The organism is Gordonia sp. OPL2 (genome assembly GCF_003797825.1).
Lineage (GTDB): Bacteria > Actinomycetota > Actinomycetes > Mycobacteriales > Mycobacteriaceae > Gordonia.
The window spans coordinates 270,606-292,828 of the sequence record NZ_RKME01000001.1 but is presented as its reverse complement, the minus strand read 5'-3'; the positions used below and the strand labels follow the sequence as shown (position 1 = coordinate 292,828).

At 67.9% G+C, this 22,223-nt stretch carries 20 protein-coding genes; 7 read left to right on the top strand and 13 right to left on the bottom strand.

Features of this window, described 5'->3' with window-relative positions:
- Positions 1–2: 2 nt before the first annotated feature.
- Positions 3–1,580, bottom strand: coding sequence for a (2,3-dihydroxybenzoyl)adenylate synthase (locus tag EEB19_RS01325; protein WP_187582419.1), 1,578 nt, complete (start codon positions 1,578–1,580; stop codon positions 3–5).
- Positions 1,581–1,604: 24 nt separating this feature from the next.
- Between EEB19_RS01325 and EEB19_RS01320 the strand changes: the two genes are divergently transcribed.
- From EEB19_RS01320 to EEB19_RS01310, 3 genes are read left to right on the top strand one after another with little or no spacing between them, the layout of a single operon-like run.
- Complete coding sequence (locus EEB19_RS01320) at positions 1,605–2,288, top strand: isochorismatase family protein (protein WP_187582417.1); 684 nt, start codon at positions 1,605–1,607, stop codon at positions 2,286–2,288.
- Complete coding sequence (locus EEB19_RS01315; protein WP_262365359.1) at positions 2,285–3,004, top strand: SDR family oxidoreductase; 720 nt, start codon at positions 2,285–2,287, stop codon at positions 3,002–3,004. Before EEB19_RS01320 ends, EEB19_RS01315 begins: the two co-directional genes overlap by 4 nt.
- A 46-nt stretch (positions 3,005–3,050) precedes the next feature.
- Complete coding sequence (locus EEB19_RS01310; protein WP_262365358.1) at positions 3,051–4,046, top strand: ABC transporter substrate-binding protein; 996 nt, start codon at positions 3,051–3,053, stop codon at positions 4,044–4,046.
- A gap of 591 nt (positions 4,047–4,637) precedes the next feature.
- On the opposite strand, the gene EEB19_RS01305 is transcribed toward EEB19_RS01310, so the two are convergent.
- The 5 genes from EEB19_RS01305 to EEB19_RS01285 all read right to left on the bottom strand — a co-directional run bounded on the left by EEB19_RS01305 (position 4,638) and on the right by EEB19_RS01285 (position 12,632).
- Entirely contained in the window at positions 4,638–5,792 is a 1,155-nt protein-coding gene (locus EEB19_RS01305) for a lipase family protein (protein ID WP_262365357.1), read from the bottom strand.
- Complete coding sequence (locus EEB19_RS01300) at positions 5,789–7,183, bottom strand: hypothetical protein (protein ID WP_187582415.1); 1,395 nt, start codon at positions 7,181–7,183, stop codon at positions 5,789–5,791. The genes EEB19_RS01305 and EEB19_RS01300 overlap by 4 nt, the downstream gene beginning before the upstream one ends.
- 189 nt (positions 7,184–7,372) lie before the next feature.
- Positions 7,373–8,422: a methylmalonyl Co-A mutase-associated GTPase MeaB gene (gene meaB, locus EEB19_RS01295; RefSeq protein ID WP_187582413.1), complete on the bottom strand. Its 1,050-nt coding sequence runs from the start codon at positions 8,420–8,422 to the stop codon at positions 7,373–7,375.
- Positions 8,422–10,716 (bottom strand): methylmalonyl-CoA mutase, encoded by a 2,295-nt coding sequence (scpA, locus tag EEB19_RS01290; RefSeq protein WP_187582411.1) that lies wholly within the window; start codon positions 10,714–10,716, stop codon positions 8,422–8,424. The genes meaB and scpA overlap by 1 nt, the downstream gene beginning before the upstream one ends.
- On the bottom strand, positions 10,713–12,632 hold the full coding sequence (locus EEB19_RS01285) for a methylmalonyl-CoA mutase family protein (RefSeq protein ID WP_187582409.1): 1,920 nt from the start codon (positions 12,630–12,632) through the stop codon (positions 10,713–10,715). The genes scpA and EEB19_RS01285 overlap by 4 nt, the downstream gene beginning before the upstream one ends.
- A gap of 156 nt (positions 12,633–12,788) precedes the next feature.
- On the opposite strand from EEB19_RS01285, the gene EEB19_RS01280 reads away from it, so the two are divergent.
- The 3 genes from EEB19_RS01280 (at position 12,789) to EEB19_RS01270 (ending at position 14,885) form a co-directional block, all read left to right on the top strand.
- Complete coding sequence (locus tag EEB19_RS01280; RefSeq protein WP_187583059.1) at positions 12,789–13,502, top strand: TVP38/TMEM64 family protein; 714 nt, start codon at positions 12,789–12,791, stop codon at positions 13,500–13,502.
- Between the two features lie 124 nt (positions 13,503–13,626).
- Positions 13,627–14,235, top strand: a complete 609-nt coding sequence (locus EEB19_RS01275; RefSeq protein WP_187582407.1) for a hypothetical protein — start codon at positions 13,627–13,629, stop codon at positions 14,233–14,235.
- Positions 14,232–14,885, top strand: a complete 654-nt coding sequence (locus EEB19_RS01270) for a hypothetical protein (protein WP_187582405.1) — start codon at positions 14,232–14,234, stop codon at positions 14,883–14,885. The genes EEB19_RS01275 and EEB19_RS01270 overlap by 4 nt, the downstream gene beginning before the upstream one ends.
- 34 nt (positions 14,886–14,919) lie before the next feature.
- Here EEB19_RS01270 and EEB19_RS01265 read toward each other — a convergent pair whose 3' ends face one another.
- The 3 genes from EEB19_RS01265 to EEB19_RS01255 are packed head-to-tail and all read right to left on the bottom strand — an operon-like array spanning position 14,920 to position 17,411.
- Positions 14,920–16,107 carry an SPFH domain-containing protein gene (locus tag EEB19_RS01265; RefSeq protein WP_187582403.1) on the bottom strand — a complete coding sequence of 396 codons (1,188 nt, stop codon included), beginning with the start codon at positions 16,105–16,107 and terminating at the stop codon, positions 14,920–14,922.
- Positions 16,104–16,532: an NfeD family protein gene (locus EEB19_RS01260; RefSeq protein ID WP_187582401.1), complete on the bottom strand. Its 429-nt coding sequence runs from the start codon at positions 16,530–16,532 to the stop codon at positions 16,104–16,106. The genes EEB19_RS01265 and EEB19_RS01260 overlap by 4 nt, the downstream gene beginning before the upstream one ends.
- A gap of 48 nt (positions 16,533–16,580) precedes the next feature.
- Positions 16,581–17,411: a DUF3097 domain-containing protein gene (locus EEB19_RS01255; protein ID WP_187582399.1), complete on the bottom strand. Its 831-nt coding sequence runs from the start codon at positions 17,409–17,411 to the stop codon at positions 16,581–16,583.
- 90 nt (positions 17,412–17,501) lie between these two features.
- Between EEB19_RS01255 and EEB19_RS01250 the strand changes: the two genes are divergently transcribed.
- Complete coding sequence (locus tag EEB19_RS01250) at positions 17,502–18,326, top strand: hypothetical protein (RefSeq protein ID WP_187582397.1); 825 nt, start codon at positions 17,502–17,504, stop codon at positions 18,324–18,326.
- A gap of 45 nt (positions 18,327–18,371) precedes the next feature.
- On the opposite strand, the gene EEB19_RS01245 is transcribed toward EEB19_RS01250, so the two are convergent.
- The 4 genes from EEB19_RS01245 to EEB19_RS01230 form a co-directional block, all read right to left on the bottom strand.
- Positions 18,372–19,514: a ferrochelatase gene (locus EEB19_RS01245; protein WP_187582396.1), complete on the bottom strand. Its 1,143-nt coding sequence runs from the start codon at positions 19,512–19,514 to the stop codon at positions 18,372–18,374.
- Positions 19,515–19,519: 5 nt separating this feature from the next.
- Positions 19,520–20,359: an NADH-dependent enoyl-ACP reductase InhA gene (gene inhA / locus EEB19_RS01240; protein ID WP_187582394.1), complete on the bottom strand. Its 840-nt coding sequence runs from the start codon at positions 20,357–20,359 to the stop codon at positions 19,520–19,522.
- Between the two features lie 55 nt (positions 20,360–20,414).
- Positions 20,415–21,146, bottom strand: coding sequence for a 3-oxoacyl-ACP reductase FabG1 (fabG1, locus tag EEB19_RS01235; RefSeq protein WP_187582392.1), 732 nt, complete (start codon positions 21,144–21,146; stop codon positions 20,415–20,417).
- A gap of 100 nt (positions 21,147–21,246) precedes the next feature.
- Complete coding sequence (locus EEB19_RS01230) at positions 21,247–22,221, bottom strand: VWA domain-containing protein (RefSeq protein WP_187582389.1); 975 nt, start codon at positions 22,219–22,221, stop codon at positions 21,247–21,249.
- Positions 22,222–22,223 lie beyond the last annotated feature (2 nt).

The window sequence follows — 22,223 nt, the reverse complement described above, 5'->3', positions numbered from 1 at the left end:
GGTCAGCCCGCGAGAAGTGAGCGCAGCTTCTTGCGGCTGACCTTGCCGACTCCCGTCTCCGGGAACTCCTCGATCACCGTCACGGTGTCGGGGAGTTTCCATTCGGCCAGCCCGGCTTCGCGGACGAATCCGCGGATCCCGGCGAGGGTCGGCGGCTGGTCCGGGTCCTCGGGGATCACGTAGGCACATGTCCGCTCACCGAGATACGGATCGGCGACGGCGACGACGATCGCATCCCGGACCGCGGGATGGGCGAGCAACTGCTCTTCGAGCTGTTCGGCCGACACCTTCTCGCCGCCGCGGTTGACCCGATCGCCACCCCGGCCGCGGACGATGATGTTGCCACTCGGGTCGAACTCGACGACGTCGCCGGTGCGGTACCAGCCGTCCGGCGCAAATGAGCCCTCGCCCGCCCCCTGCCAGTAGCCGCGGATCGTGTAGGGGCCCTGTGTCTCCAGGAAGCCGGTACCGGAGTCCACCGGGTTCCCGTCGTCGTCGACCAGGCGCACCTGGTCGTCGTCGGACATGGGACGGCCCTGGGTGGTGCAGATCTCGTCGATCGGGTCGTCGAGGCGGGTGTAGCAGACCAGACCTTCGGCCATGCCGAACACCTGCTGCAGGGTGACGCCCAGAGCGGGGCCGATCCGTCGGGCGAGCTCATCCGGGCACCGGGCGCCGCCGACCTGGACCGTCTGCAGAGACGAGATGTCGAGATCGGTTCCGCGCTCGGCGGTCTCGGTCCAGAGCCGCGCCAGCGGCGGCACCAGCCCCGTCATCGTGACACGCTCGGCAGCCACGATCTGCCAGGCCACCGACGGCGTCGGGGACGCGGTGAGCGCCACCGTGCCACCGGCCACCAGTGCGCCGAGGATGCCCGGCGAACTCATCGGGAAGTTGTGTGCCACCGGCAATGTCGCGAGGTAGACGGTGTCGGCGGTGACCCCGCACACCTCGTTGCTGCGCCGCACGCTGTAGAGGTAGTCGTCGTGCGTCCGCGGGATCAGCTTGGGGATGCCGGTGCTGCCGCCGGACAGTTGCAGGAAGGCCAGGTCCGACGGGTCGGCGCGACCGTGATCGATGGGGTCGGCGAACAGCGCCTCGAGGTCGTCGACGTCGACGAGATGTCGGACCGAATCCACCTGTGCCGCCACGGTCTCGGCGAGCCCCCGATGATCGAAGCCTTCGTGGGTACGTGGCGAGACGATGGCCACGGCGCCCGCGGACCGGGCGATACCGACGAGCTCGGCCTCCCGGTGCGCAGGCAGTCCGAAGACCGGGATCGCGCGCGCACGGAACAGAGCGAACACGGTCTCCACGTAGGCGACCCGGTTCGGGATCTGCAGCAGGACCCGATCGTCGGGTCCGATGCCGAGGGCGGCGAATCCTGCTGCCAGCCGGTCCACACGCTCGTCCAGTTCGCGGTAGGTCAGTCGGCGCTCGGCGTCGACGACCGCGGTCCGCGTCGCGATGTCCGGGTCGGCGGCACGGGTTCGGATGATGTCGTCGAACGTCTCCCCGCGCCATAATCCCAGCGCACGGTAGTGGTCGACCAGATCGGGGGGCCACGGCGAAACCTTCACGACAGGTGAGGCTACCCTAACGGGGTGGCCATTCCTTCGATCAACCCTTACGAGATTCCCCGCGGACCGTTCCCTGCTCGTGTGAACTGGACATTGGATGCCCATCGGAGCGCTCTGCTCATCCACGACATGCAGCGGTACTTCATCGATGCCTACCGTCTCGACCAGGAGCCGATGGCGACCGCCCTCCCCAACATGGTGCGGATTCGCGAGGCCTGTCAGCGAGCCGGTGTACCGATCGTGTACACGGCGCAACCCGGTGATCAGCATCCGTCCCGGCGCGGCATCCTCGCCGACTTCTGGGGCACCGGACTGGTCTCCGGGCGGGACGAGGACATCGTTCCCGAACTCGAACCGACCGACGGCGACATCCGCGTCACCAAGTGGCGCTATTCGGGATTCCAGCGCACCGACCTCCGGCAGCTCCTCGCTCACCACGGGCGTGACCAACTCATCGTCGTGGGCGTCTACGCCCACATGGGATGCATGATCAGCGCGACCGAGGCGTTCATGAGCGATGTGAAGCCGTTCTTCGTGGTCGACGCGATGGGTGACTTCAGTCGTGACGAGCACCAAATGGCCGGCGAGTACATCGGCAAACGGGCGGGGCTCGTGGTGACCGCCGATCAGGTGACCGAGGCACTCTCGGCCGCCGCCGAATCCCCCGCCGACCGCGGCGACACGGTGTCGAGCGGTATCGCCCGGTGAGCGTTGCCGACGTCGAGGGCATCGCCGGGCGCCGGGCAGTGGTGACCGGCGCTGCCGGCGGGATCGGTCAGGCCGTGGTCGACGCCCTCGGTGCGGCCGGCGCCGATGTGCACGGGTGGGATCTGGGCGGCGACTCCGTCCGGGCGGTGGACGTCGCCGATCGCGAGGCCGTCGTGTCGGCGTGGAAAGCGGTCGAGAACGACGCCGGCCCGGTGGATCTGGTGGTGAGCGCGGCAGGCGTTCTCAGCGACGACTGGGATGTCTGCATGGCGGTCAACGCCGGCGGGGTGCGCAACCTCCTCGATGTGGCGGTCGAGTCGATGACGAATCGTCGGCGCGGCAGCGCCGTCGTGATCTCGAGCAACGCGGGGGCGACCCCGCGCGCCCGGATGGCGCCGTACGCCGCGTCGAAGGCCGCAGCGACGTCGTATGCGCGCAGCATCGGTCTCGCCGCCGCCGCGAAGGGCGTCCGGGTGAACATCGTCTCGCCCGGATCGACCGACACAGCGATGTTGCGCGGTATGTGGTCGTCGGAGAGCGATCGTGACGCCGTTCTCGCCGGCGACCCGGCACAGCATCGGCTCGGAATCCCTTTGCAGCGCATCGCGGAACCCGCGGACATCGCGGCCGCCGTGGTCTATCTGGCCTCGGACGCCGCACGACATGTGACCATGCACGACCTCCGCATCGACGGAGGTGCGACGTTGGACATGTGACCCGTCCCTCCGAATTCGCCTGTTCACCCGAACGATTGGTTCCGCCATGAAAGCCATGCGCACCCGAGGTCGCCGGCCGGCGCTCGTCGCCGCGTCTGCACTGCTCGTCACCCTTGCCGCCCTCGTCTCGGCGTGCTCGGCTCCCGCCGAGGACGATTCGTCGAGCAGTTCGGCCACCTACACGCCGGTCACGATCGACCACGAGTACGGTTCCACCACGATCGACAAGCGTCCCGAGCGCGTCGTCACACTGCTCACCAACTGGACCGATACCCTTGCGGCGCTGAATATCCCCATCACGGCGGAGTTCAAGGAACAGGGGTACGCCGGCCCGAACAACACATTCGAGTGGACACCGGAACACGCCTCCGAGGTGAAGGTGGTCCCGTCGATCGCCGCACTCGACATCTCCGAGCTCGCCGCATACAAGCCGGATCTGATCCTCGCCGGGTACGTCGGCGATCAGAAGAACTACGACCGGCTCAGTGCGGTCGCCCCGACCATCCCGGTGATGCAGAAGGGTGCCACGGTCGACACGTGGGAGGACATCGCGACGACGACCGGCAAGATCTTCGGCAAGGAGTCCGAGGCCGGTGACCTGATCGACAAGACCGACGACAAGATCGCCCAGTTCAAGGCCGACCATCCGAACGCGGTCGGAAAGACCTTCACCTTCGCGCAGTTCCAGCCGACCGGCCAGATCGGCGCGATCAACTCGACGAAGGACTCCGCCGCGGGCCTGCTCGCACAGCTCGGCTTCGTTCTGAATCCGAAGCTGGCAGCCGAGCACAAGGGCAGCGCGACACGGTCGCCCATCTCACCCGAGCGCGTGGATCTGCTCGACTCCGACCTCCTCGTCGCGTGGAGCCTCGGTGACGACTCGGTGTATCAGCGTGTTCCGGGATGGGACAACCTCACCGCGGTCAAGGACGATACGGTCGTCTACCTGACCAACGACAACGCACCCGCCTTCGGTGTGCCGAGCGCGCCGTCGGTCGACTACGTCATCGATCTGCTGAACCCGGTCGCCGCGCGTCTCTGACGACCGAAGCGTCACGGGCACAGCTCGTCTCACCTCTCAGGCCCGCCCGATACGATCGGGCGGGCCTGAGTCGTCGGGGCCACCCCCGCCCCTCGCCGATCGTGTCCAACTTTTCGCCGATCGTGCCCAACTCTGCGCCGATCGTGCCCGGGAGCCGGCCAGTCGTGTCTGCGGATCGGGTCGGTTGTCACGATAAGACACAGCGGGGTCGGAACTCCCCGATCTCGTCGGCGAAATCCTGCACAGCATGGGCGGATCCGCGCGCACGGTCGGCGAGAGTCGGAACACGATCGCGGAACTCGAGGACACCGTCGGCGGGATCTCGCCCCGGCCCACGCCGCCACTCCCGCCGACCGTGTCCAACTTTTCGCCGATCGTGCCCAGAATCACGCTGATCGGGCACACCACGAGGGCCGGACAGGCCGACACCGTCCGCCGGAACACCCGCCGGACACGATCGGCGACATCCAGGACACAGTCAGCGAATTCGAAGGCACGATCGGCGACATCCAGGGCACGATCGGCGACATCCAGGGCACGATCGAGCGACATCCAGGTCGGGACGGCGCGGTGGCGAGGCGGGCCCGGGCCTCAGGGCCAGCGCTGTTGATCCGCCCATCGCAGAGCGGCTGTCTCCGACCACGCACCCAGGCCGTGGCCCGCCTGCGCGGTACGGAAGTCGATCGTCGTTCCGTTCGACCGTGCCTGCGACACGAACTGCTCGGTCAGCGGTGCGAACGCCACCGGATCGAGCGTGCCCTGCTGAATCAACAGGGGCGCACGATATCCCGAGGTCGGAACCCGCGTCACATCCCGCAGCGCTGGGATCAGCGGACCCTCGGAGAATGGCCGGGCGATGAGTTGTCCGACGGTCAGGCCCTTGGTGGCGCGTCCCTGATTCGGGTAGCAGAGTGTCATCGCATCCCGGACGACCTTGCGGCCCAGCGGTGTCAGATACGAGTCGACGTCAGCGTCGGGACGCACGACCTTCAGCCCGGCCAGGACGTAGGAGAAGTAGGTGACGTAGTCGGGCACCGCAATCGGAGGAAAGCCCGGCCGCAGGGTCTCGAAGTACTCAGCGAGTCCGACCGGCGGCGAGTTGACGACACCGCCGACATCGGTGAGTTCCGGCGCGTACGAGGAGGCGAGATGCGACGCCCAGAGCGACGCATGGCCACCCTGCGACGCACCGCTGGTCACGAACCCCTTCGACACGGTCCCCGACTGCCGTGCGACCACGGTCCGCGCCGCACGCACCGAATCGAGGACATTCTTGCCGGCGACGGCCCCATCGAGGTACGCGTGGGGGCCGGGCCCACCGATCCCGGCGTATTCGGTCGCCGTGATGACGTAGCCGTCCTTCAGCCACGGTCCGAGCCAATCGTCGTATCGCCCTTGGTGACCCATCCGGTCAGTGACCGTGCAGTCATCACCCAGTCCGGCGGTGCCGTGGGCATAGCCGAGGACGCGCCAGCCACCGGGGCGGGGTGCCTTCGACGGGATCATCACGGTGCCGCGCACCGGGACGAGTCGCCCGTCGGGCGCCTCGGAGAGATAGGTCATGGAGATCACCCGGCCCGCGCCGGCGACCTTGGCATCCGGTCGACCGGTGATGTCCGTCGTACTGAGCACGGTCCCGGCGCCCTGCTGCGGGGCGGCGTGGACGGGTGGCGCCGAGATCAGGCCGATGACCCCGAGGACGATGGCGGCAATGATCGCCACGCTGCGAGTCGGTGTCCGCATCATGCGACCGCGGCCTCCACCTTCTTGTCCTCGGCGAAGCACATCGAGCGCAGGACGTTGTGATACGCGGTGAAACCGAAGTTCAACGGCGCGTAGAACAGTCCGAACGGGCGGGGCACGAGATTGGCGATCCCGGGCAGCGCGATCGGCAGCGCGTTCGCGTAGATGACCTGAGCGACGTAGATGCTGAAGTACATCGTGTAGTACGCCGCGGTCATCGACTTCGTGACCGGGAGGTCCCAGAGCCGGACCTGCGCACCCATGTTCTTGCCCTGATTGAAGTTGTGGACCAGTCCGAGGACGATGTCGAGTGGGGCACCGCCCGTGGCGATTCCGAAACTGTTGTCCCCGATGGTGATCGGGATGTCCGGCGACACGTAGCCACCCAACAGCGAGATGATGCCCTCGATCTGGTTGTAGTCGGCCGGGTCGGCCGGGATGAGATTGACCGGCACCCAGGTGTTGCGCATCCGGTTCTCGACGTCCTTGGAGATGGCGGCGATCGCAGCCCGGGTCGCCGGATCCTTGTTGGCGTCGGTCAGGTACTTCGTCGTGCGGTCGACGATGCGCGACATCGGCTGGTTGCCGATCGGCTCACAGCCCTTCTGATCCGCCAGATCGACCTGTCCGGCGATGTCCTGGATGAACTTCGGCACCGACCCCGAGAACCGCAGATCCTTGATCGGCTTACCCGCCCGGTCACGCTCCTCCTTCGTCATCGACACGAGACAGGAGTTGACCAGTGCACTCGAGATGAACTGGTACACATACCGCGCCCCGTAGATGCCGACGTAGAACGGCAGGGTGACGAGGAAGCGCACATTGATGGGCCCCCAGATCGGCGCGATGTTCGGCACCGCGCTCAGGACGACCGTGAGCGGGATGATGACCGTCGTGTAGATCAGCAACCACGCGGTCTCGACGGCTTGGGCCAAGGTGAGGTTCTCGACCGTGACGGCTTGGAACTGCTTGCCGTGGCGAATGTTCAGCAGCTGCGACACGACGTACAGCGAGATCGGATCGCGGTACTTCATGATGGGGTCACCGCGCTGGGCACCGAGCTGGTTGGGATGGTTCGACACGAGCATGTTCGAGATGCGCAGCCGGTCCATGTCCCGGTGGGTCTGCGCCTTGATCTTGTCCTTGTCGCGCTTCACCTGCGGCGGCAGATACGGCAGGAAGGAATCGAAGATCGCGTCGTAGATCTTGCCGAGTGTGGCGAAATCGGAACCGACACACTGCTTCGCGTTCGGCGAGGACGCGGTCGGCTGAGCCGACGTGGACGGCGGTGAGGCCGGGACCGCGCCGGCCGGCGCCACCAGCGAACCATGACTCTCGGCGAACCCGAAGGTGATGACAGCGGCCAACACGATGATCGTCAGACGGCGTAGCAAGCGCCCAACCTCTCTACCAGAACTTCCCCAGCTCGCCGCCCGCGATCCACATGATCGACCCCCGGCAAGGATCACCTTGATAAGGTGATCCTAAGCAAAGTAACAGGTCGATCTCAGAGCGGCCAAGACTGGTGACCATTTCCACAACAACCGTGTCGCGAAAAGCCCTTCTGGCGGACGACTGTCAGGTCAGGACGGCGAACGACGGTCGAAAGCGTCGACGATGCGCTGCGCCGCCAGGGCAGGTGTGAGGTCGCCGGTGCGTACCTGCTGCTCGACATCCCTGCGGATCGACTTCACCTCCGCGCTGCCCGCCAACCGCGACAACACGATGTCGTCGACCATGGCCCACGTCCAGTCGATCTGCTGCTGATTGCGCCGCGCGGTGAACTGTCCGGCGTCGGACAGGGTCTTCTTGTGCCGCAGGACCGCATCCCAGTACTCGTCGACGCCGGTGTTCTCGATCGCGCTCATCGTCTGCACCGGCGGCACCCACAGCGCATCGTGCGGATAGATGAGCTTGAGAGCGTTGCTCAACTCCCGGGCGGCGCCCTTCGCCTCGTTGAGGTGCTTGCCGTCGGCCTTGTTGACCACGACGACGTCGGCGAGCTCGAGGACGCCTTTCTTGATGCCCTGCAAGGAATCACCGGTCCGCGCGAGCGTGAGGAACGTGAACGTGTCGACCATGTTCGCGACGGCGACCTCCGACTGCCCCACCCCGACCGTCTCGACCAGCACGACGTCGAAGCCGGCCGCCTCGAGCAGCACGATCGACTCACGGGTCGCCTTCGCGACGCCGCCCAGGGTGCCCGACGTCGGGGACGGTCGGATGTAGGCGTCCTTCGACGTGGACAGGCGACCCATCCGCGTCTTGTCGCCCAGGATCGAACCCCCGGTCCGCGTCGACGATGGGTCGACCGCGAGCACAGCCACCTTGTGGCCCTGCTCGATCAGGTACATCCCGAGCGTCTCGATGGTGGTCGACTTACCGACCCCGGGCACGCCGGTGATCCCGACGCGGAACGAGTTCCCCGAGTGCGGGGTCAGCGCCAGCAGCAGTTCCTGCGCGGCCGCGCGATGATCCGGGCGGGTCGACTCGACGAGCGTGATGGCGCGCGCGAGATCGGCGCGCCGATCCTCCAGGACGGCCGCGGCGAGCCCGTCGACGTCGATCGTCCGACGACTCGCCACGGCGTTCGGTCCACCGCCGGGCCCGCCGGCACCGGGTTGATCGGCCATCACTCGGCGGCGACCCCGGTCAGCTCGTGGCCCAGGGTGGCGGCGAGCTTCGAGACCAGTTCCACGGCCGAATCGGCGATCACGGTGCCCGGCGGGAAGATCGCCGAGGCGCCCGCCTCGTACAGGTCGTCGAAGTCACCCGGCGGGATCACGCCGCCGACGACGATCATGATGTCGGGACGCCCGACGTCGGCGAGCGCCTGCTTGAGTGCCGGCACCAGCGTCAGGTGTCCGGCGGCGAGGGAGGAGACGCCGACGACGTGGACGTCGTTGTCCGCGGCCTGCGCGGCCACCTCCTCCGGCGTGGCGAACAGCGGACCCACGTCGACGTCGAAACCGAGGTCGGCGAAGGCGGTGGCGATCACCTTCTGCCCGCGATCGTGCCCGTCCTGCCCCATCTTGGCCACCAGCACGCGGGGACGTCGTCCCTCGGCCTCACCGAACTGTCGGACGATCTCCGTCGCCGCGTCGACGTTGCTCACCTGGCCGGTCTCATGTCGATACACCCCGCTGATGGTCTTGATCTCCGCCTGATGGCGACCATAGACCTTTTCCATCGCATCCGAGATCTCTCCGACCGTGGCCTGATGCCGGGCGGCCTCAATGGCCAGCGCCATCAGGTTGTTCTCCAGCCCGCCCTCGTCGGAGGCCGCGGCACGCGTCAGGTCGGCGAGCGCCGCCTGCACGGCCGTCTCGTCACGTTCGGCACGCAACCGCGCGAGTTTCTCGAGTTGTTCGGTGCGCACCTTCGAGTTCTCGACCTTGAGGACCTCGATCTCCTCGTCGTCGACGACCTGGTACTTGTTCACGCCGACCAGCGGCTGCCGGCCCGAGTCGATCCGCGCCTGCGTGCGTGCCGCCGCCTCCTCGATGCGCAGCTTGGGCAGACCTTCGTTGATCGCCTGCGTCATGCCGCCGGTCTCCTCGACCTCGCGGATGTGTGCACGCGCCTTCTGCGCCAGCTGGTGGGTGAGCCACTCGACGTAGTTCGAACCGGCCCACGGGTCGATCGGCCGGGTGGTACCGGATTCCTGCTGCAGCAGCAGCTGGGTGTTCCGGGCGATACGGGCGGAGAAGTCGGTCGGTAGGGCGATCGCCTCGTCGAGGGCGTTCGTGTGCAGCGACTGGGTATGTCCCTGGGTCGCCGCCATGGCCTCGACGCAGGTGCGGGCGACGTTGTTGAACACGTCCTGAGCGGTCAGCGACCACCCCGAGGTCTGCGAGTGTGTCCGGAGGGACAGCGATTTCGCGTTCGTGGGCTCGAACTGTGCGACCAGTTCGCTCCAGAGCAGCCGCGCGGCACGCAGTTTCGCGACCTCCATGAAGAAGTTCATCCCGATGCCCCAGAAGAACGACAGCCGCGGCGCGAATTTGTCGATGTCGAGACCGGCCTCGAGACCTGCCCGGATGTACTCGACGCCGTCGGCCAGGGTGTAGGCGAGCTCCAGATCGGCGGTCGCACCGGCCTCCTGGATGTGGTAACCCGAGATCGAGATCGAGTTGAACTTCGGCATCTTCTGGCTTGTGTACTCGAAGATGTTCGAGATGATCCGCATCGACGGCTTCGGCGGATAGATGTAGGTGTTACGGACCATGAACTCTTTGAGGATGTCGTTCTGGATGGTCCCCGCCAGCTTCTCGGGCGGCACACCCTGTTCCTCGGCGGCGACGACGTAGAGCGCCAGGATCGGCAACACCGCACCGTTCATCGTCATCGAGACGGACACCGAACCGAGATCGATGCCGTCGAACAGCTGCCGCATGTCGAGGATGGAGTCGATCGCCACGCCCGCCATGCCGACGTCGCCGGCGACCCGCGGGTGGTCGGAGTCGTAGCCACGGTGGGTCGCCAGGTCGAAGGCGACGGACAGACCCTTCTGGCCCGCCGCCAGGTTGCGCCGGTAGAAGGCGTTGGACTCGGCGGCGGTGGAGAAGCCGGCGTACTGACGGATCGTCCACGGCTGGTTGACGTACATCGTCGGGTACGGGCCGCGGACGAACGGCGCCTCGCCCGGGATGGAGTCGAGAGGATACGGATGGTCCCCGTCGCCGGTCACCGCGTCGCGGTCGGCGCGTGTGTAGATCGGCCGGACATCGATCTGTTCCGGTGTCGTCCAGGTGATCTCGTCCGCGCTCTGCCCCTGCGCGCGCGCCAGACGATCGATCGCCGCTGTCGTCGAGCTGCTCGCATCCGGTGCGCCGGTGGCGAGGTCGATTCCGGCGAAGCTGGGCACCGCACCGAACTGTGATTCGTCGTTCGACGCCTGGGCGCTGGTCGGTTCGGTCTGGGTCATGACGTCGCTCCCGCCGGTTCGTGGGTCAGCTTCTCGAGCAGTCCGGTGAGGGTCGCGACGGCGTCGATCCCGACCCGTAGCGAGGCATCCGGCCGGTCGTCGCCGTCGGGCCATTCCTTGTCGGGGCCTGCCAACAGCACCGTCGACAGCCCGGCGGCGCGTGCGGCGGCCAGCGCCGCGGCGCCGTCGTCGGCGTAGCGCTGCTTCGTCCCGCAGACGACCGCGATCGGCGTGCCCGCGTCCGCGACCGCGGCCGCGATGCCGTCGGCCGTCAGCGGGCCCGGGTTGACGGCTGTGATTCCGCCTGCGGCAAGGAGATTGGCGATGAAGGTGGTACGACCGTTGTGCTCGGCCACCGGCCCCAGCGGCAGCATCAGCACGGACGGACGGCGGCCGGTCTGCGCGAGGACCGCGTCGGAGCGGTCGCGCAGTTCCTCATAGGCGCGCCCGACCCGGGCGAGCCTCGGCGAGCCGTGTGGCAGGTCCGTGGTGTCGGCGACGTCGCCGCCGAGGGGGCGTTCGTCGAGATTCGGGAACTCGTTGACACCGGTGACCGAGGTTCGCCGATGGGCGACCGACTCGTCACGTCGAGAGAGCGATGCCCCGACGCGATCGGCGATCCAACCGGACCGGAGTGCCGCGCGATAACCACCGGCGGCCTCGATCTCGGCGAAGACCGTCCACGCGTTCGATGCGAGGTCGTCGGTGAGCGACTCCACGAACCAGGAGCCGCCCGCCGGGTCGAGAACGCGCCCGATGTTCGATTCCTCCAACAGCAGCAATTGGGTGTTCCGTGCGATGCGCCGGGAGAAGGTCGCGCTCGAGGTGCGCCGCTCAGCCGGGATCGCGGCGTCGAAACCGAGCACGGTGACCTGGTCGGCGCCCCCGACCCCGGCACCGAACGCGGCGATCGTGGTGCGGAGCATGTTGACCCACGGGTCGCGCTGGCTCTGCATCGAGAGATCGGTGACGCCGTGGGTGATCGCCGCACCTGCTTCCGGGGCACCGAGCACCTCGGCCACCCGGGCCCAGATCTTGCGCAGCGCACGGAACTTGGCGATGGTGGCGAACTGGTCGTCGTCAGCTGCCACGGCGAAGGTGATCTGGCGCAGGGCATCCGCGGCCGACGAACCGGCAGCGGTGAGGTCCCGGAGATGAGTCACCGCAGCGGCGACGATCAGGGCGATCTCGAGCCCGTTGTCCGCGCCGGCGGTGGCGAAGTCGGTGCCGTCGACGCGGAACGTACGGACCCCGGCAGGGACGTCGACGGCGAGTGCGGTCGCCTCGGCGGCGTCGACGCCCGGCCGCCCGGAGAATGCTGCGGTCAACGGTGACAAGCCGAGCGAGGTGATGGTCGCCGACGTCGACTCGGCCGCTGCGGGTGCGGCCACGGCGTTCGCCCGCGCGGCCAGCAGCGCACGCGCGGCGGTGATGCCGTCTGCTCCTGCTTCGAGGGTGACGGGGATCAGGTCGAGGTAGACGCCGTCGAGGACGGCAGGGAGATCGTCGGCCGAGAGGCCCGCGCCCAGAGACAGCCAGAGGCCACTCGCGCCGTTCGAGAGTGCTTCCAGGAGAGCGTTGTTGACGTCCTCGGCCGGCGTGTCGTCGTCGCCGAAGCGCTCGGTGACCCGCCAGCCGAGGGCGACGTCACGGTCCGGGTCCGCCCCGCGGACGAACGGGAACGCGCCGGGCAGCCCGGACTCGGGCACCTCGTCCTTGCGCGTGTAGAGAGGCCGGATACGTAATCCGTCGGGGGTCGTCGTCGACAGCAATTCCTCGGCACCGGCCGGTAGCTCCTCGACGGTGGATCGCCGGGACTTGGCGAGGACTGCGGCAGCGGCGGACGACCAGGCCTCGTAGGCCTCGTCGAGCGATCGGTCGGACCGATCGGATGTCGACGCAGGGGTCTGCGACATGGGACGTGGCACCTCCGTGATGCTCCGGGTCGAGCGCGTACCCGACTTTAGCCGAACGCTCGCTCGGCCCACACATCCAGGGCATCGTGACCCACACCACCGTTCGCCGGTGAGTACAGTGGGCCGGTGCCTCTCGAGCCCACCACCACCGACGAAATGTCGGATCCGGGCGGCCGGGAGACCCTGGTGACCTCACGCCGGCGGATCGATCGGCGTGTCATCCGGCCCGCACTCACCGCGACCGCGGTCGTCGTGGTGATCCTCCTCGCGTCGTACTTCGTCCCGATGCCGTCCATCTCCAGCGTGCGGTCCTGGGGCGAGGGACTGGGCCCGGCCTTCGTCTGGGTCTTCTTCGGTGCCTACGCGCTGGTGACGATCGCCCCGTTCCCCCGTTCGACATTCACCGTCATGGCGGGCATCTTCTTCGGCCCGGTCGTCGGCTTCACCGGTGCGATCATCGCCTCGACCACGGCCGCGATGCTGTCGTTTGTGCTGGTGCGCAGGCTCGGTCGGGAGCGGGTGCGGCCGTATCTGACCAAACCGGTGGTTCGATCGGTCGAGTACCGGCTCAGTCGCCGGGGCTGGCTGGCCGTCGGCTCGCTTCGACTGATCGCCGCCTGCCCGTTCTCGGTCGCCAACTACTGCTCGGCACTGTCATCGGTTCGCCCCGTCCCCTACATCGTGGCGAGTGTGATCGGCATGGCGCCGGGTACGGCTGCCGTGGTGTTCCTCGGCGATGCGATGGCCGGCCAACGCAATCCCCTCCTGCTGGTCCTGAGTGCGTGCCTGTTCGCGGTCGGCATCCTCGGTCTGATCCTGGACGCACGCCTGCCCGTCGGTGGGTCGACGTCGTCACCGGATCCGGCGTGATCAAGGTGAAGAGCTTGATCACGGAGAATCAAGGCGACGACAAGAGTCAGTAGGAGATAGTCAAGGCTAAGTGCTTGATTTCTCAAGATCAACCCCTTAGGCTTGATCACGGAGGTGATGTCCGGTGTTCGTACTCACCATCGACCAGCGCGGCAGTCGTACCGACATCGACCGGGTCGACGATCTGCTGACCATCGCTGCACGCGAGCCCGGAATGTTCCGTCCGTTCGAACGCACGGCCGGCGACGAGGTCCAGGGCGTCACCGACTCGGCGGCCGTCGCTGCCCGCCTCGCGATCACGCTCGTCGCCGACGGACACTGGAGCGTCGGCATCGGAGTCGGCAGTGTCGATCTGCCCTTGCCGACGTCCACCCGGTCGGGACGTGGTCCGGCATTCGTCGAAGCGCGAGAAGCTGTCGAATCCGCCAAGCGTCGCCGGGTGCCGATCTCGGTCCGGGGCGGTGTGGCACCGTGGACCCGCCATGCCCAGACCGCCGCCCGGTTACTCGCCGACGTCGTGGCCGGTCGCAGCGACCACGGAACCGAGGCGGTCCGGGTGATGCAGACCGGTGTCACCCAGGCCGACGGGGCGGAGATACTCGGCATCACACCGCAAGCGATGTCGCAACGGCTGCGCAGCGCACGCTGGGACATCGACGACGACGGCCACCGACTGGTCACCGAACTCCTGTCCCGGGCCGACGGCGCGACCGATCCGAGAGGCACCGAATGACCGCAGTCGCCATCGTCCTTCTCGTCGCGACCGCCGTGTCCTCGGCGATCCCGGCGGCCCTGCGCGCCCGCGTCGCCCGGCACCGGACCCCACCTCGACGCAATCTGCTCATCGACGTCGTGACCACTGCCGTCGTCACGGCGCTCGCGACGTCGGCGGCGATCGTCGCGGCCGCCGCCGGGCCGGCACACGGCACCGGCCTGGTCATCGCCACCTGTGCCGCGCTGACGGCCGCCGTCACCGGGGGCGGATTCGTCGTCCGGCTCGTCCTTCGGGTCGGCGGGGTCCCGCCCGTCCACGAATCCGTCGACGCCTCGGACATCGTCATCCACGAGCCGGACACCGGCGGACCCGACACCGCCGGACCCGACACCGGGCTCGAAAACACCGACTCCGGGTCCGCCGGAGCCGACACCGCCGGTCCGCTCCGCGGCGGTCGCGTGATCGGCTACCTCGAACGGGGAGCGGTCGCAGCCACTCTCCTCGTCGGATGGCCCGAGGGACTCGCGGTCATCCTCGCGGTCAAGAGTCTCGCCCGTTACCCCGAACTACGTGCACCCCATGCCAGCGAGCAATTCATCATGGGCACCTTCGCATCGGTGCTGTGGGCGGCGGGGATGGCCGGGATCGGATACCTCGTCGGGCACTGACCGTGTCCGGACGAGGCATTCTCCTCGAGGGGCCTCATTCCGCAGGCGGCGTCGACGTCGCCGGGACATCGGCCTGCTGCTGTTGGTACGACAGCTCGCGGGCGGTGCGGGCGGTCACCTCGGGGGCGACGGGCGTCCGCGCCACGGCTTCGGCCTCGGCGACAGCCTGGGCGACCTTGGGATCGGATGCGAGGGAGAACCAGTCCTCGGTCTCGGCCTCGTCGAACTCGCTGGGTTCGTCGTTCGTCGGCTCGTACCGGAACACACCGTCGTCACCCTGGACTCCGAAGGACTTCGCGAAACCCTGTAGCGCAGAACCGAAGTCGGACGGCACCACCCAGACCTTGCTCGCCTCCCCCTTCGCCATCTCGGGAAGTTGCTGCAGGTACTGATAGGCCAGCAGTTCCGGGGTCGGCTTGCTCGCCTTGATGGCGGCGAACGTCTTCTCGACCGCCTTGGCCTCACCCTGCGCCTTCAGATACGTTGCGGCACGGTCACCTTGAGCCCGCAGGATCCGCGACTGCCGCTCTCCCTCGGCACCGAGGATCGCGGCCTGTTTGGCTCCCTCCGCAGCAAGGATCTGGCTCTGCTTGTTGCCCTCGGCGGTCTTGATCGCCGACTCACGCTGACCTTCGGCCGCCAGGATCGTCGCCCGCTTCTCGCGGTCGGCCTTCATCTGCTTCTCCATGGACTCCTGGATGGAGGGCGGCGGCATGATGCTCTTGAGTTCCACCCGGGCCACCCGCAGCCCCCAACGCCCGGTCGCCTCATCGAGGACACCGCGCAACTGACCATTGATCGAGTCGCGGGACGTCAGGGTCTCCTCGAGGGTCATCCCGCCGACCACGTTGCGCAGGGTGGTGATCGTGAGTTGCTCGACACCGGCGATGTAGTCGTCGATCTCGTACACCGCCGACTGCGGATTGGTCACCTGGAAATACACCACGGTGTCGATCGAGAGCGTGAGATTGTCCTCGGTGATGACCGGCTGCGGCGGGAAGGACACCACACGTTCACGGATGTCGACCCGCGCCCGGATCCGATCGATGAACGGCAACAGCAGGGTCAGCTGGCCCGACACCGTCCGTGTATAGCGGCCCAACCGCTCGATGACGGCGGCCTCCGCCTGCGGGATCAGTGCCACCGATTTGACCAGCACCACCACGACGAGCAGCACCAGCAACACCAGTACGGCGAGTCCGAAATACTCCATGTCCGTCATCCTCTCCACACGACCGCGGTCGCACCGTCGATCTGGACCACGGTGACCTCGGCGCCTGCCTCGATCACCTCCCCGGGATTGAGCGTCCGCGCCGACCACACGTCGCCGCCGATCTTCACCCGTCCGTCGCGCTCGTCGACCTGTTCGGTCACCAGCGCCCGCTTGCCCTCGAGAGCTTCGGTGTTGGTGAGCAGGGTGGGTCGGGTCAGCATGTGCCGCCGGGCCACCGGACGGACGACGACCAGGAGCAGGACCGAGACGACCGCGAAGACCACCGCGTCGACCCACAGCGGAGGTTCCAGGGCGTAGTCGACGCCTGCCGCGGCCAGTGCCCCGCCGCCGAGCATGAGCAGAACCAGGTCCCCGCCGAACATCTCGGCGATCACCAGGACTATCGCGGCTGCGAGCCACAGCAGGGCGGCCATGACTCCAGTGTGCCAGAGAACACGATCCGGACAGATCCGGCGAATGCCCTACCGGTCGTCGGACGCGGCGGTCACGAAGTCGATGAGCTCCTCCACCGATCGCAGCAGATCGACCTCGAGGTCACGATAGTCACGGACCCCGGCGAGCACCCTGCGCCAGCCGTCCTGCGGTGTGCCCCACCGCAAATCGCGGCAGATTCCGGTCTTCCAGTCGGTGCCGCGCGGGATCGTCGGCCAGGCGCGGATGCCCACGGACGACGGCTTCACCGCCTGCCACACGTCGATGTAGGGATGGCCGCACACGAGGACGTGCTCACCGAGCTCGCCGGTCAGACGCATCTCCTTGGAGCCGGCGACCAGGTGGTCGACGAGCACACCGGCGCGGCGGTGCGCCGCCGGGCCGAATTCGGCGAGGATCGGCGCGAGATTGTCGAGCCCGTCGAGACTCTCCACGACCACTCCTTCGGCACGCAGGTCATCACCCCACACCCGTTCCAGCAGAGTCGCGTCATGCACACCCTCGACGAAGATCCTGCTGGCGCGCGCGGTTCGGGCGCGGGCCGTCGGCAGCACGCGCGAACCCGATGCGGTGGTGGTCCGGGCCTGCGGCCCACGCGTGCGGGGACGGACCAGGGTGACCGGCTTGCCGTCGATGAGGAAGGCCGCGGGATGCATCAGGAACACGCGGGTGGCGCCGCGCCGGTCCTCCAGCCGGACGAGGTCCCCGGAGTAGCTCTTCTCCAGCCCGACGATCGCACCACAGAACCCGGTGGCCGCGTCCTCGACCACGAGGTCGCGATCGGCGGCGACCTCGGGCGCCCGCGGCTTCGCTCGCCGGGGGCTCGACAGCACGTCACGTCCATAACGGTCATCGGTCACGATGTGCCACGGTAGGCGGCCGACGCAGCGAGTGTGCCGAGCCACGCCGGATTACCCCGATCCTCGTCGAGGGCCTATCGTGGAAAACCTATGACCAGCACCGACTTCATCGTGTCCGGGCCACCGGCGTGGCCCGGCTGTGCGCTGGGCTCGTGGGCGGCCGCCTGGCTGGGCGGACGGTGTGCTCCCGACGACGTGACCGACACGCTGACGGAGTTCGGTGACCGGCACGAGCTCGTCGACGCCGACGAGTTGCTCGACGGACATCCCGCGGATGCCCGTCTCGCGCTGCTGGCTCTGCTGCGTCGCTCCCGGCGGATCGAAGTGCGTCTGCCCACCGCGGGCGATCCGCAGGGCCTCCCCCCGGATCCCGTCACCACCGACGCTCTCGCTGCCGGTGAGGTCCTGCTGCTCGATCACCAGTCCGAGGATGGCGGTGTCACCACCGTGGGACTGATACCGGCTCTCGTCGACGACACCTGCCGATGGACACTGCGCCGCTACACCCACCCGGTGCCGGCGCGTCAACCGGAGTCATTGGCGCAGACCGAGTTCGACCTCCGCGAGGCGATCCGCGACACCGCCGCCATCATCGGTGAGCTCGGATCCGGCGGCACCCGACTGTCCGGCCACGACCTCCGGACCGCGCTCACCCGATTGACCGTGCGTCATCAGGTGATCCTGCCGCCGCACGACGATCACCGCGCGACCCGGGTCATCGACTCCGCGGCACAGGTCGAGGCGATCGTGACCCTGGCGGGGGCGCAGGCGCCGACTTTCGGGACCACTGCGCGCCACCTCGACGCCGGGGACGGCGAGCTCCGACGACTGGCCGGTCTCGCCCGATCCGCCCGCGCGATCGCGGTCAATCAGGTCATCCGCGAACATCTTCCGGCCGGTGCCGTCGATCGCTGACACCGATCGCTGACACCGATCGACGACCTCGATCAGGACGCGACCTCAGTGCGCGGCCGGAGCGGACGGCGTGCGCTGCGGCCGCGCGGTCGGAACGCAGCACTCCGGCCGGCAGATCGCACCGTTGTCCCCGCATCCCATCGCGCTGCGATCACCGTCGCCGTCGGCGTAGGTCTCGATGAGGTCGACGATCAGTTCGATGAACCGGGTGTCGGTCCCGACGGTGTCGGCCCGGACATAGTCGATCCCGAGCTTCTCGGCGAGTTCCGCCGCCTCGTTGTCGAGGTCCCAGATCACCTCGAGATGGTCCGAGATGAACCCGACCGGATAGACGATCACCTGCGTGACTCCCTGCGCTGCAAGCGCTTCCAGGTGATCGCAGATGTCCGGTTCGAGCCACGGGACCTGCGGCGGCCCCGATCTCGACTGCCACACCTGATCGAATTCGGAGTAGCCGGCACGACGCGCGACCGACGTGGCGGCGGCGTGCACCTGCGCGGAGTAGAGGCCACCACCCTCGGCCGCGGGCCCGGAGGCACGGTCGGCCGCGGTCGGGACCGAATGGGCGGTGAAGACCAGGCGCGGCTCGGCCGGGCCGGGAGGCAGCGCTGCGCGTGCACGCGTGACAGCATCCGCGCCGGCCTCGATCATGGCCGCGGCATCCCAGTACTGCGGCAGTTTGCGCAACAGCACGGGATCGTCGGCGCTCGCCGGTTCGAGTCGCTCGAGCGCGGACACGGCCCGCGAGATGTCCTCATGGTACTGACGGCAGCCCGAGTACCCGCCCCATGCGGAGGTCGGGAACACGAGGATCCGACGATGCCCGTCGCGGTACATCCAGGCCAGCGCGTCCTCGATCATCGGCTGCCAGTTGCGGTTTCCGAAATACACCGGCAGATCGTGCCCACGGGCGCGCAGGGCGGAGCGCAGTCCGTCGATCATGTCGAGGTTGAGACGGTTGATCGGCGAGACACCGCCGAAATGCAGATAGTGCTCGGCGACCGCCTCGAGACGATCACGGGGCACACCTCGACCACGGGTGACGTTCTCCAGGAACGGCATCACGTCATCGGGACCGTCGGGTCCCCCGAACGACAGGAACAGGACGGCGTCGAAGGGAGCGGGGTCAGATGTACCAGCATCCGACCGCTTCGTGCCGGACCCGTCCGCGCCGTCGGTGTTCGTCATCTCGCTCACACCTGGTCGGCGAAACCCTCTGGGAACCACAGGTTGTGGCTGGCACCGCCGTCGACGTAGACGATCGACCCGGTGGTGCCCGGCAGCCAATCCGACAGGAGCGCGCAGATCGACTTGGCCACCACGGTCGGGTCGTCGATGTCCCAGCCGATCGGTGACGCGCCGTCCCAGTAGGTGTTGAGCATGTTCAGTTGCTTCGCGTCGTCGGTGGCCGTGCCCGCGATCGCCTTCGCGGCCAGCGTCTTGATCGGCCCGGCCGCGACCAGGTTCGAGCGGATCTTCTTGGCGGTTCCGACTTCGCGTGCGACATAACGGTTCACCGACTCGAGGGCGGCCTTGGCGACGCTCATCCAGTTGTAGTACGGCATCGCCCGCCGCGGATCGAAATCCATCCCGACGATCGATCCGCCCTCGTTCATCACCGGCAGCATCGCCTGTGCGAGAGAGGCGTAGCTCCACGCCGACACCTCGAAGGCCTTCGCGGCATCGGGTCCCGGGCCCTCGAGGAAGGGCACCATGTCCGGTCCCAGCAGAGTCTTCGGGGCGAAAGCGATGGAGTGCAGGACTCCGTCGACGCCCTCGGGTGCGTGTTCCCGGACCCGGTCGGCCAACGTGGACAGTCCCTCCGGATCGGTCACGTCGAGCCCGATGGCCGGCGGTACCTCCTGGGGCAGGCGCTTGGCGATGCGGTCGATCAGCCGGAGCCGTTCCGGGATGCCGGTGATGATCACCTTGGCGCCCTGCTCCTGGGCCATGGCGGCCGCGTGGAAGGCGATCGAGGCGTCGGTGATGATGCCGGTGATCAGAACTGTCTTGCCGTCGAGAATTCCTGCCATGGGTGCGCTCCTGGATGCTTGAGGGGTGTGATGTCGTGGCGAACGGCGACGGGCGTCAGTTGCCCATGCCCATGCCGCCGTCGACGGGGATGACGGCTCCGGTGATGTAGTTGCCCTGATCGGAGGCCAGGAAGCTGATCGCCGCGGCGACGTCCTCCGGTTTCCCGGTCCGGCCGAGTGGGATGGCCTGCTTGGCCATCTCGACGTATCGGTCCTCCATGGCGGCGGTCATGTCGGTCTCGATGAAGCCGGGCGCGACCACGTTCGCGGTGATGTTGCGCGAGCCGACCTCGCGGGCGATCGAACGCGCCAGCCCGATGAGACCGGCCTTGGAGGCGGCGTAGTTCGCCTGGCCGGGAATACCCGACATCGCCACGACCGAGCCCAGGAAGATCATGCGGCCCCACTTCGCCCGCTGCATGCCCTTGGTGGCGCGCTTCGCACAGCGGAAGGCGCCGGTCAGGTTGGCGTCGACGACCTTCTCGAAGGACTCCTCCGACAGGCGCATGAGCAGCATGTTGTCGGTGATGCCGGCGTTGGCCACCAGCACCTCGACCGGCCCCTGGTGTTCGGCCACCTCGTCGAATGCCCGCTCCACCGACGCGTTGTCGGTGACGTCGCACTGCACCCCGAAGAGTCCGTCCGGCGCCCCCGAACCGCGATGCGTCACGGCCACCTTGTGTCCGTCGGCCGCGAGCCTGCGGGCGACGGCGAGACCGATCCCCCGGTTGCCCCCGGTGACCAGGACCGAACGGGAGACCTGCTGAGCTTCGTTGCTGTCTGCCATGGTGGCCAACTTATCCGTTCGTCTTCCTGTGATGGGCGTCAGGTGGGAGATGCCGGCGCCGGAGGCCGCGTCGACGCCGAGCGGTCGGTCGTCTCGTCGCTCAGGGCAGTCGCCGGTTGATCGCCAGCGCGGCGAACGCCGAGAGCAGCGCCAACAAGGTACCGGCGATCAACCACGGACGCGAATTGTCCCCTCTGCGTTTCTCGTAGCCGATCTGCTGCTGCAGGGTCTCGTAGACCTTGTTCAGCTCGGCGAGACTCGCGGCAGTGAAGAACTGCCCGCCACTGAGGTTGGCGATCTTGCGCAGGGACTCGTCGTCGACCGGTACCGGGACCTGATCCCCCTCGAGGTCGACGGTGCCGCTCATCGTGCCGAAGGAGATGGTGGAGATCGGGATCTTCTCCTCCTTCGCCTTGCGGGCCGCGGTGAACGCGCCGCGCGGGTCGTCGGGGTCGTCGGGCACCGTCTCCTTGCCGTCGGACAGCAGGACGACGCGAGCGGGTGGTGCTGCCTCGTCACCGCCGAGGACGGCGTTGAGCGTCTTGATCTGCTGCAGTGCCGCGAAGATGCCCTCGCCGGTGGCCGTCTTGTCGTCGAGCCGCAGCTTGTCGACCGCCTCCTTGGTGGCGTTGTGGTCGGGCGTGGGCGAGACGAGCGTCGATGCCGTGCCCGCATACGAGATGAGGCCGAGGTTGATGCCGTCGGTCAGTTCGTCCGCGAACTTGCGGGCCGCGTCCTGGGCCGCCTTGATCCGGGACGGTGACACATCTGTCGCGTTCATCGACCGGGACACGTCCATCACGAGGATCACCGTCGCCTTGTTACGCGGCACCCGACGATCGGCCTGCGGCGCGGCGACGGCCACGACGAGCAACATCAGTGCGACCAGCAGCAGCGCGATCGGGACGTGTCGCCAACGATTGCGTTGCGGCGGCGCGACACTGTTCAGCAGATCGAGGTTCGCGAACTTCAGCGCGCGTTTGCGACGCATCCGCTGGACATAGACATAGGCCACGCCGAGTCCGGCCACGACCAGGAGCAGCAGGAGCCACCACGGGCTCGCCAGGAAGGACACCC